The 9,474-nt window shown below is 69.8% G+C and carries 11 protein-coding genes; 4 read left to right on the top strand and 7 right to left on the bottom strand.

The features are described from left to right. Positions 1 to 357: 357 nt before the first annotated feature. Entirely contained in the window at positions 358 to 999 is a 642-nt protein-coding gene (locus ACZ6SQ_RS27235; RefSeq protein WP_469566497.1) for a DNA-3-methyladenine glycosylase, read from the bottom strand. A gap of 149 nt (positions 1,000 to 1,148) precedes the next feature. On the opposite strand from ACZ6SQ_RS27235, the gene ACZ6SQ_RS27230 reads away from it, so the two are divergent. The 3 genes from ACZ6SQ_RS27230 (at position 1,149) to ACZ6SQ_RS27220 (ending at position 3,205) form a co-directional block, all read left to right on the top strand. Next, positions 1,149 to 1,931, top strand: coding sequence for a sporulation protein (locus ACZ6SQ_RS27230; RefSeq protein ID WP_469566495.1), 783 nt, complete (start codon positions 1,149 to 1,151; stop codon positions 1,929 to 1,931). A 39-nt stretch (positions 1,932 to 1,970) separates the two neighbouring features. After that, positions 1,971 to 2,510, top strand: coding sequence for a YbhB/YbcL family Raf kinase inhibitor-like protein (locus ACZ6SQ_RS27225; protein WP_469566493.1), 540 nt, complete (start codon positions 1,971 to 1,973; stop codon positions 2,508 to 2,510). A 188-nt stretch (positions 2,511 to 2,698) separates the two neighbouring features. Further along, the gene (locus tag ACZ6SQ_RS27220) at positions 2,699 to 3,205 is read left to right on the top strand and encodes an HNH endonuclease (RefSeq protein WP_386379492.1); all 507 of its coding nucleotides are present in this window, start codon (positions 2,699 to 2,701) and stop codon (positions 3,203 to 3,205) included. 257 nt (positions 3,206 to 3,462) lie between these two features. Here the strand turns inward: ACZ6SQ_RS27220 and ACZ6SQ_RS27215 are convergent, their stop codons facing one another. From ACZ6SQ_RS27215 to ACZ6SQ_RS27205, 3 genes are all read right to left on the bottom strand, one after another. Then, the gene (locus ACZ6SQ_RS27215) at positions 3,463 to 4,398 is read right to left on the bottom strand and encodes an SPFH domain-containing protein (RefSeq protein WP_386379491.1); all 936 of its coding nucleotides are present in this window, start codon (positions 4,396 to 4,398) and stop codon (positions 3,463 to 3,465) included. Positions 4,399 to 4,539: 141 nt separating this feature from the next. Continuing rightward, positions 4,540 to 4,971, bottom strand: a complete 432-nt coding sequence (locus ACZ6SQ_RS27210) for an NfeD family protein (RefSeq protein WP_386379490.1) — start codon at positions 4,969 to 4,971, stop codon at positions 4,540 to 4,542. 82 nt (positions 4,972 to 5,053) lie between these two features. Beyond that, positions 5,054 to 5,851, bottom strand: coding sequence for an ABC transporter ATP-binding protein (locus ACZ6SQ_RS27205; RefSeq protein WP_386379489.1), 798 nt, complete (start codon positions 5,849 to 5,851; stop codon positions 5,054 to 5,056). A gap of 162 nt (positions 5,852 to 6,013) precedes the next feature. On the opposite strand from ACZ6SQ_RS27205, the gene ACZ6SQ_RS27200 reads away from it, so the two are divergent. Continuing rightward, entirely contained in the window at positions 6,014 to 6,793 is a 780-nt protein-coding gene (locus tag ACZ6SQ_RS27200) for a hypothetical protein (RefSeq protein WP_386379488.1), read from the top strand. Positions 6,794 to 7,197: 404 nt separating this feature from the next. Here ACZ6SQ_RS27200 and ACZ6SQ_RS27195 read toward each other — a convergent pair whose 3' ends face one another. The 3 genes from ACZ6SQ_RS27195 to ACZ6SQ_RS27185 all read right to left on the bottom strand — a co-directional run bounded on the left by ACZ6SQ_RS27195 (position 7,198) and on the right by ACZ6SQ_RS27185 (position 9,422). Then, positions 7,198 to 7,440 carry a chaplin gene (locus tag ACZ6SQ_RS27195; protein WP_386379487.1) on the bottom strand — a complete coding sequence of 81 codons (243 nt, stop codon included), beginning with the start codon at positions 7,438 to 7,440 and terminating at the stop codon, positions 7,198 to 7,200. Between the two features lie 178 nt (positions 7,441 to 7,618). Further along, the gene (locus ACZ6SQ_RS27190) at positions 7,619 to 8,260 is read right to left on the bottom strand and encodes a response regulator (protein ID WP_386379486.1); all 642 of its coding nucleotides are present in this window, start codon (positions 8,258 to 8,260) and stop codon (positions 7,619 to 7,621) included. After that, on the bottom strand, positions 8,253 to 9,422 hold the full coding sequence (locus ACZ6SQ_RS27185) for a GAF domain-containing sensor histidine kinase (protein ID WP_469566488.1): 1,170 nt from the start codon (positions 9,420 to 9,422) through the stop codon (positions 8,253 to 8,255). The genes ACZ6SQ_RS27190 and ACZ6SQ_RS27185 overlap by 8 nt, the downstream gene beginning before the upstream one ends. Positions 9,423 to 9,474: the final 52 nt, after the last annotated feature.

Here is a 9,474-nt window from a genome sequence, read left to right as displayed (position 1 = left end):
TCTCAAGGAACGGACGCTTCCTTTGTACTCACCCTCTCGGGCTTTCCTCCGGGCGCTTCCCTTCGGTCTTGCGTTTCCGACTCTATCAGATCTTTTTCCGACCCGATTCCCTGTCAGCGGGATTTGTCGTTGGCTTTCGGGTTTTCGCCCGGCGGCCTTTCGACATTCACTACGTTAGCTCATTCCCTGACCGACTCATAATCGAGTCCCGCGAGTTCGAATTCGGGCATGCGGGCATGCCGAAAACGTCCCGCCGAGGGGATGTCGTAGGTAGTGGTTTGGCCGCTTCCGGCTGCTGGCGAATGCCGTACCCGGTTCAAGCGGCTCGGGCTACATTACGCACCTCGTAGGGGCGAGTCAAGCTCGGCGCCGGCGAGGCACATGGGCGCGATAGGGACTGACGGTCGGGTCGTCGGCGATCCAGAAGCGCCAGGGATGGACGGCGCCGTCGCCGGAGACTCCGGTGCGGGGGCCGTGGCGTACCTGGTCACGGATGACAGGGGTGCCGGGGAGCATGCGCAGAGGTGTGGCCCCGGGTGTGCAGGCGTCGGTGCCGTCGAGGGTGCGGTCCACGTCCAGGGCGGTGGCGAGTCGGGCCGGGCCTTTGGCGAGTTCCCTGTCGTTGCGGGCCGAGAGCCGGCGGGTGCGGGCCAGCTCGGTGCCTTCGAGAATCTCGCCCGCTCGGAGCAGCACGGCGCTCGCCCTGCCTTCAGGACCGCAGACGAGGTTCATGCAGTGCCACATGCCGTAGGTGAAGTAGACGTACACATGTCCGGGCGGTCCGAACATCACGCTGTTGCGGGGGGTGCGGCCGCGGTAGGCGTGGGAGCCCGGGTCGTTCTGGCCGTCGTACGCCTCCACCTCTGTAAGACGGAGGTGGATCGGGCCGTCCGGGGTGGAACGTACGAGGACGCGGCCCAGGAGGTCCGGGGCGACGTCGAGGACAGGGCGGTCGAAGAAGTCCCGGGGCAGGGGCGTACGGTCGGTGGGCGCGATCACGCCGTCCGAGAGTAGTCCAGGCGGGTCTGTGCGGCGGGGTGGTCAGGGGGCTTCCGGCTTGCCAGGGTGAGGAGGCGGAACCGGCCACGGCCGGTGCGCGTTTTCAGTGTCAAGGGGATCAAGGGTCCACTCGTCTTACAAGGAGAGTCATGGCGTTCAAGAAGCTGCTCGCGAGCCTCGGAGCCGGCGGTGCGTCGGTGGAGACGGTGCTGACCGAGGTCAACGTGGTGCCGGGTGGTGTCGTCCAGGGCGAGGTCCGCATTCAGGGCGGCTCCGTCAACCAGCAGATCGAGGGGCTCTCCGTCGGGCTCCAGGCGCAGGTCGAGGTCGAGGGCCAGGACCAGGAGTACAAGCAGAACATCGAGTTCACCAAGCTGTCGCTGGGCGGTGCCTTCGAGCTCCAGGCCGGTGCCGTGCACGCGGTGCCGTTCGGGCTGGAGATCCCGTGGGAGACGCCGGTCACCACGATCGACGGTCAGTCGCTGCGCGGCATGCACATCGGTGTCACCACCGAGCTGGCGATCGCGCGCGCGGTGGACTCGGGTGACCTGGACCCGATCAACGTGCACCCCCTGCCCGCGCAGAAGGCGATCCTGGACGCCTTCATCCAGCTCGGCTTCCGCTTCAAGAGCGCGGACATGGAGCGCGGTCACATCCGCGGCACGCGCCAGAAGCTGCCCTTCTACCAGGAGATCGAGTTCCTCCCGCCGCAGCAGTACCGCGGGCTGAACCAGGTCGAGCTGAGCTTCGTCGCCGACGCGCAGGCGATGGACGTGGTGCTGGAGATGGACAAGAAGCCGGGTCTGTTCAGCGAGGGCAGCGACACCTTCCGCTCGTTCCAGGTCGGTCTGAACGACTACCAGGGGACGGACTGGGCGGCGTACCTCAACCAGTGGCTGTCCGAGGTCGGCAGCAAGCGCAACTGGTTCTAGGCTCGGTCCGACTGAAGGAACCGATCAGGAGGTACCGAGGTGACCGAGCTCAAGAGGCGGCCGCTCCCCCATGACTTCCATCCGCCCGTGCCGTCCTTCACGGTCACGAGCGAGGACGTCGAGGAGGGCGCGACCCTCAAGGACGCTCAGGTTCACGCGGCCGGCAACACGTCGCCGCAGCTGCGGTGGGAGGGTTTCCCGCCGGAGACGAAGAGTTTCGCCGTCACGTGTTACGACCCCGACGCGCCGACGGGCAGCGGGTTCTGGCACTGGTCCGTGTTCGACATCCCGGCCTCCGTGACGGAGCTGCCGGCGGGTGCGGGCAGCGGGAAGTTCGAGGGGCTGCCGCAGGAAGCCGTCCAGGTGCGCAACGACTACGGCACGAGGGACTTCGGTGGTGCCGCGCCGCCGCCCGGGGACGGGCCGCACCGGTACGTGTTCACGGTGTACGCCGTCGACCAGGAGAAACTCGGTCCGGACGCGGATGCCTCGCCGGCCGTCGTCGGTTTCAATCTGCGGTTCCACGCGATCGCGCGTGCACAGCTCGTCGGTGAGTACGAAGTGCCTGCCGAAGGCTGACGTTCATTGAACGTTTGCCCGCCTCTGGTCATGGAAGTGATCAGGGGCGGGCATTTTTGTTGCCGGGGGTGTACGAGGCTCAGCCCTCGTGGAGCAGCAGATATTGCGTTGTCCATCTCGGCGTGCCCGGCCAGAGTTGTTCCCAGCCCGCCAGGGGGTGGGCCGGTGCACACGGGAGGTGGGCTGGTATGCGGGACACGCTGGTACTCAACGCGAGCTTCGAGCCGCTGTCGACGGTGACGTTGAACCGCGCCGTCGTTCTGGTGCTCCAGGACAAGGCCGTCGTCGAGCAGGCCCACCCCGAGCTGCGTATGCGAGGAGTCGCGGTCGACATACCCGCGCCCCGGGTGATCAGGCTGTGCAGGTACGTACGGGTGCCGTTCCGAAGACAAGCTCCGTGGTCTCGGAGGGGTGTGCTGGTCAGGGACCGGCACAGGTGCGCGTACTGCGGGCGCAGGGCTACGACCGTGGACCACGTGGTGCCGAGGGCTCAGGGTGGTCAGGACACGTGGCTGAACACGGTGGCCTCTTGTGCGGAGGACAATCACCGGAAGGCGGACCGGACGCCTGAGCAGGCGGGGATGCCGTTGCTGCGGGAGCCGTTCGAGCCGACTCCGCAGGATGCGATGCTGCTTGCTCTGGGGGCGGAGGATTTTGCGGCGCTGCCTGAGTGGTTGGCGCTGGACGCGGCCTGATCCGGGGGCCGGGGCCTCTGTTGCGAGGGGCCGGGGGCCTCTGCTGCGGGGCGGGTGCGGGTTGGTCCGTGGCTTGTCGCGCAGTTCCCCGCGCCCCCAAGAGGGTTGGTCGAGGCCTGGGGCGGTTCTTGGCCACGGGTTGGTCGTGAGACCTTCGCACAGTTCCCCGCGCCCCAAGGAAGGGTGGCCGTAAGGACTGTTGCGCGGTTCCCCGCGCCCCTTTGGGTGTTGGGGAACTGCGCGTTTTTCGGGCTCTGTCAGTCGATCTTGGGCTTTTCGGTGCGCTCTGCTGCTGCCCCGTTGGTGGGAGTGGGGATCTGGGCGCCGAAGTTGCCCATGGCTCCGGAGAGGCCCTTGAGGGCGTCGCCGATCTCGCTGGGGACGATCCAGAGCTTGTTGGCGTCGCCCTCGGCGATCTTGGGGAGCATCTGGAGGTACTGGTAGCTGAGGAGCTTCTGGTCGGGGTCGCCGGCGTGGATGGCCTCGAAGACCGTACGGACGGCCTGGGCCTCGCCCTCGGCGCGCAGGGCGGCGGCCTTCGCCTCGCCCTCGGCGCGCAGGATCTGGGACTGCTTCTCACCCTCGGCGCGCAGGATCTCCGACTGGCGGACACCCTCGGCCTGGAGGATCGCGGCGCGCTTGTCGCGGTCGGCGCGCATCTGCTTCTCCATCGAGTCCTGGATGGAGGTGGGCGGCTCGATGGCCTTGAGCTCGACGCGGTTGACACGGATGCCCCACTTGCCGGTGGCCTCGTCGAGGACGCCGCGCAGGGCCGCGTTGATCTCCTCGCGGGAGGTCAGGGTGCGCTCGAGGTCCATGCCGCCGATGATGTTCCGCAGCGTGGTGACGGTGAGCTGCTCGATCGCCTGGATGTAGCTGGCGACCTCGTACGTCGCGGCGCGGGCGTCGGTGACCTGGTAGTAGATGACCGTGTCGATGTTGACGACCAGGTTGTCCTGGGTGATCACCGGCTGCGGCGGGAACGGGACGACCTGTTCACGCAGGTCGATGCGGTTGCGGATGGTGTCGATGAACGGGACGACGATGTTGAGGCCCGCGTTCAGCGTGCGCGTGTAACGGCCGAAGCGCTCGACGATGGCGGCGCTGGCCTGTGGGATGACCTGGATCGTCTTGATCAGGGCGATGAAGACCAACACCACCAGAATGACCAGGACGATGATGATCGGTTCCATCGATGTTCCCCGTGCCTCTCTCCGCCGCGGCGCTTTGGGCAGATCTTATGTTTGTCGAAGATCTTGCTGGTCGAGTCTGACAGAACGTCGCCTGCCCCGTGGGGCGTTCGGTCCAGTTGCGCCACACCATGGCTGACAAGGTCACATGACGATCGCCGTGGCTCCTTCGATGTCCACCACGTCGACCTCCGCGCCGATCTCGAAGGCGCGGTCGGTGTCGAGGGCCCGGGCCGACCAGACCTCGCCGGCCAGCTTGATCCGGCCGCCGGAGGCGTCCACGCGTTCCAGGACGACGGCCTGTCGGCCCTTCAGCGCCTCCACCCCGGTGACGAGTTGGGGGCGTTGGTCGCGGTGCCGGTTCGCGATGGGCCGTACGACCGCGATGAGCGCGACCGAGACGACCACGAAGGCGAGGACCTGAAGGACGACGCCGCCGCCGGAACCGGCCACGACGGCCGCGGCGACAGCACCCACCGCGAGCATGCCGAGTTCCGGCATGGCGGTGATGACTAGCGGTATTCCGAGCGCGGCCGCGCCGATCAGCCACCACACCCAGGCATCGATGTCGTTCACATGGTCATGGTAGGTCCGCGCTCCGGTCGCCGACAGGGCGCGATGGGGTGTGAACGGTATTGTCCCGTGGGCCTGTTGACGGTCAGGACAGCGGCAGGCCCTGGGCGGTCCAGCGGTCGCCGACCTGCTCGACGACGAGCGGGAGGCCGAAGCAGAGGGAAAGGTTGCGGGAGGTGAGCTCCAGCTCCAGCGGACCCGCGGCGAGGACCTTGCCCTGACGGATCATCAGGACGTGGGTGAAGCCGGGGGCGATCTCCTCGACGTGGTGCGTGACCATGATCATGGAGGGGGCGATCGGGTCGCGGGCCAGACGGCCGAGGCGGCGGACGAGGTCCTCACGGCCGCCGAGGTCGAGGCCGGCGGCGGGCTCGTCGAGGAGGAGCAGCTCGGGGTCGGTCATCAGGGCGCGGGCGATGAGGGTGCGCTTGCGCTCGCCCTCGGAGAGGGTGCCGAACTTCCGCTCCAGGTAGTCGCTCATACCGAGGCGGTCGAGGAAGGCGCGGGCGCGCTGCTCGTCGACCTCGTCGTAGTCCTCCTGCCAGGTGGCGGTCATGCCGTACGCGGCGGTGAGGACGGTCTCCAGGACGCTCTGGCGCTTGGGGAGCTTGTCGGCCATGGCGATGCCGGCCACACCGATGCGGGGGCGCAGCTCGAAGACGTCGGTGCCGGGCTTGCCGAGGGTCTCGCCGAGGATGGTGGCGGTGCCCTTGCTGGGGTAGAGGTAGCTGGACGCGACATTGAGGAGGGTGGTCTTGCCGGCGCCGTTGGGGCCGAGGATGACCCAGCGCTCGCCCTCCTTCACCGACCAGGAGACCTGGTCCACCAGAGCCCGGCCCTCGCGGACCACGGATACGTCCTGAAGCTCCAGAACATCGCTCATGAGCGCGTTGTCTCCCCTTGCAGTGTGGCCGGTCTCGGCTGTCGCGTTCGCCTGTGGGCTCGGTCCGCCGCGCGATGGGCGCAGCCCTCAAGGAAATCTACGCCACTGGTCGGCCGGGCTGTTCCATCGGTCCGGTGCTTGGGCGTTCCTTAGGGTGGGGGCATGCTTTCGGAACCGCGCTCTGGTCGCCTTGCCGCTTGGGGAAATGCCCTTCTTGCCGGACTTGTCTCGCCGGATGACGCCGTGCTGGCGATCGTTGGCGGGGATGCCGTGCACCGGGTGGAGGGGTTGCCGGGCGAATCGGCGCCCGTCGGGCTGACGCTCGCGCTGGGGCGTCTGCGGGGTCTGGGGGTGACCGGGCTGCGGGTGGCGCTGCCCGCGCCCGGGCATCCGCTGGGGCTGAGCGGGCCGCCGGAGTTCAACGCGCGGGCGTTGGAGGCGGAGGAGGCCGTCGTGTGCCACGGGGCGGCGCTGGGGCTCGTGCCGGAGGTGTACGAGGCCGGGCCCGCGGGTGATGTGCATGTCGAGGTGACATGGCACTGTCTGGCCGTGCGGGAGGCTCCGCCGGCCGATGTGCCGTCGCTGGCCGAGGCGGAGCGGGAGCTGGCGGAGGCCCTGCGGGAGGCTACGGAGGTGTTGACGCGGCTGGATGTCGCCGCGTCGGGGCCGGTGGCCGCGGCGGCGCTCGACGCGTACCGGGCTCGGGCAGAGCGGGGGCGGGAGGTGTTGGCGCCCGGGTATCCGCCTCGGGCGGTGCGGGTGCTGGAGCTGGCGCAGCGGGTGGGGTTGCTGGTGTCGCTCGCGTACGAGAACGGGCACGGGGGTGCGGTGAGCGCGTCCGAGATGGCCGCGCGGGGGGCCGCGTTGCGGCCGGTCGAGCGGACGGGGCGGCGGGCTCAGGTGGCCGCGTACAACGCGTATGTGGAGGAGCGGGAGCGGTGATCGTCCGGCGGGGGCGTTCGCGCGGCCCTGCCTTTGTGGCGTGCCGCCTGCGTTGTCGTTGAGGCCGGGGGGGGTTGCGCGACCCGGCGCGTGTGGCGTGCCGCTCGCGTTGCGGATCAAGGCGGGGCGGTGCGCGCGCCGGTGCTTATGGCGTGCGGCCCCGTTACGGCTGAGGACCGGGGCGGTGCGCCACTCGGCGGTGCGAGGTGCCGCCGCGCCCACCCGTGCCGCCCCTGGCGGCACGCATGCCCGCGGCTGGTGGCACGCATGTCCGCGGCTGGGGTACTTGGGGGCGCGGGGAACTGCGCGACCGGGCGGCGGACGCCTGCGGCTGGGGAGGGCGGGGTGGTTGAGGGCCCCTCTCGTCGGTCGTGGCGGGAGGGGCCCTGGTCAGGCGGTGGGGGTCAGTTGTTGACGCCCGCGTTGCCGAACGCCGGGTTGAGCAGGCCCACGACGTTCACGCTGTTGCCGACCACGTTGACGGGGACGTGCACCGGGGCCTGGACGAGGTTGCCCGAGAGGACACCCGGAGAGTGCTCGGCCTTGCCGTGGGCGTGCGCGTCGGTGGCGGAGGCCATCCCGGCTCCGGCGGCCACCAGACCACCGGCCACCATCGTCACGGCCGCTGCCTTCTTCAGGTTCATCACTTCTCAAGCCCTCCTGGTGATCACCGCGGCAGTCGCCGCAGTACGGACTGGAGAACGCCGGAGCCGCCCGGAGGATGCGCCATCCGGGTGACATTCCCACGACGGTATGAATCTCAGCCCGGAAGGGAACCTTCCGAATTGCCGTCCGGAAGGCGCACGTCCGCCCGGGAACCGGTCGTCAGCCCGCCATTCCGTGACGCACCGCCCACAGCGCCGCCTGCGTACGGTCCGCCAGGTCGAGCTTCATGAGGATGTTCGAGACATGGGTCTTGACCGTCTTCTCCGACAGCACGAGGGCCCGCGCGATCTCCCGGTTGGAGCGGCCGTCCGCTATCAGGCCCAGTACCTCCCGCTCCCGGTCGGTGAGCGAGCCGCCTCTCCCCTGGCCGGAGTTGGCCTCCTCCTGGGACAGCAGCGCGTCGGCAACCTCTGGCTGGAGCAGGATGTGGCCCGCGTGGACGGAGCGGATGGCACCGGCCAGGGCGTCGGGGTCGACGTCCTTGTACACGTACCCGGCGGCGCCCGCGCGCAGGGCCGGGACCACCGTGCGCTGCTCGGTGAAGCTGGTGACGATCAGCACGCGCGCGGGGTTGTCCAGCTCACGCAGCCGGCGCAGCGCCTCGACCCCGTCCATGCCCGGCATCTTCACGTCCATGAGGACCACGTCGGGCCGCAGCTCCTCGGCACGGGCGACGCCCTCCTCGCCGTCGGCGGCCTCGCCCACGACCTCGATGTCGTCCTGCACCTCCAGAAAGGTGCGCAGACCTCGGCGGACCACCTGGTGATCGTCTACGAGCAGCACCTTGATTGCGTCAGCCACCGGGGACCTCCATCTCGACCGTGGTGCCCTTGCCGGGCACCGATTCCACCGACAGGCCGCCGCCGACGCCGCTCGCGCGGTCCCGCATGGAGACCAGGCCGAGATGGCGGCCGGCCTGCCGCACCGTCCGCGGGTCGAAGCCGCTGCCGTCGTCCGTGACGCGCAGGACGGCGCCGCCGCCGCGCCGGTCGAGGGTGATGCCGACGTGCTCGGCGCCCGAGTGCCGCAGCGCGTTGTGCAGGGCCTCCTGGGCCACGCGCAGCACGGCCTCCTCCTGGGCGGCGGGCAGGGCCCGTACGCCGTGGCTGGCGAATGTCACGCGCGCGTGGTGGGCGCGGTCCAGGACCTTGGCCTGGTTGCGCAGGGTGGCGACGAGGCCGTCCTCGTCCAGGGCGGCGGGGCGCAGCTCGACGACGGCGGCGCGCAGTTCGTTGGTGGCCTCGGCGGCCAGGGCGGCCACCTGCTGGAGCTCGCCCTTGGCGCGGGCGGGGTCGCGGTCGACGAGGGTGGCGGCGGCCTGGGCGGTCAGGCGCAGGGAGAACAGCTTCTGGCTGACGGCGTCGTGCAGCTCGTGGGCGAGGCGGGAGCGCTCCTCGGCAATGGTCAGCTCACGGCTGCGCTCGTACAGGCGGGCGTTGGTGAGGGCGATGGCGGCGTGCTGGGCGAGGATCGCGAGGAGTTCCTCGTCCTCCTCGGTGAAGCCACAGCCGCCGTCGGGCTTCGCGCCCGGGAGGTGCCCCTCCACGGGATGCAGTTTGTTGGCGAGGAAGAGCGCGCCGATGATCTCGTCGCCGTCGCGGATGGGCAGGCCGAGGAAGTCCGAGAGCTCGGGGTGCGCGGCGGGCCAGCCCTCGAAGCGGGGATCCTTGCGGACGTCGGCGAGGCGCTCGGGCCTGGCCTGGTGCAGCATCGCCGCGAGGATGCCGTGCTGGCGGGGCAGCGGGCCGATGGCCTTCCACTGCTCCTCGCTGATGCCGTCGACGACGAACTGGGCGAAGCCGCCGTGGTCGTCGGGGACGCCCAGTGCGGCGTAGCGCGCGTCGAGCAGCTCGCGGGCGGAGGCGACGATCGTCTTGAGGACGTCGCGCACCTCCAGATGCCTGCTCATGGCGAGCAGCGCGGCGCTGACCGCGGCGAGGCCGGACCGGGGACCTTGACTCATGTCCTCACGGTACCGGCGGGGTGTGACAGTGCGGATCCGACCGGTGACGGCT

Source organism: Streptomyces sp. NPDC048600, from assembly GCF_055587025.1.
The sequence above is the reverse complement of the archived record's forward strand: the minus strand, read 5'-3'. Positions and strand labels throughout refer to the sequence as shown.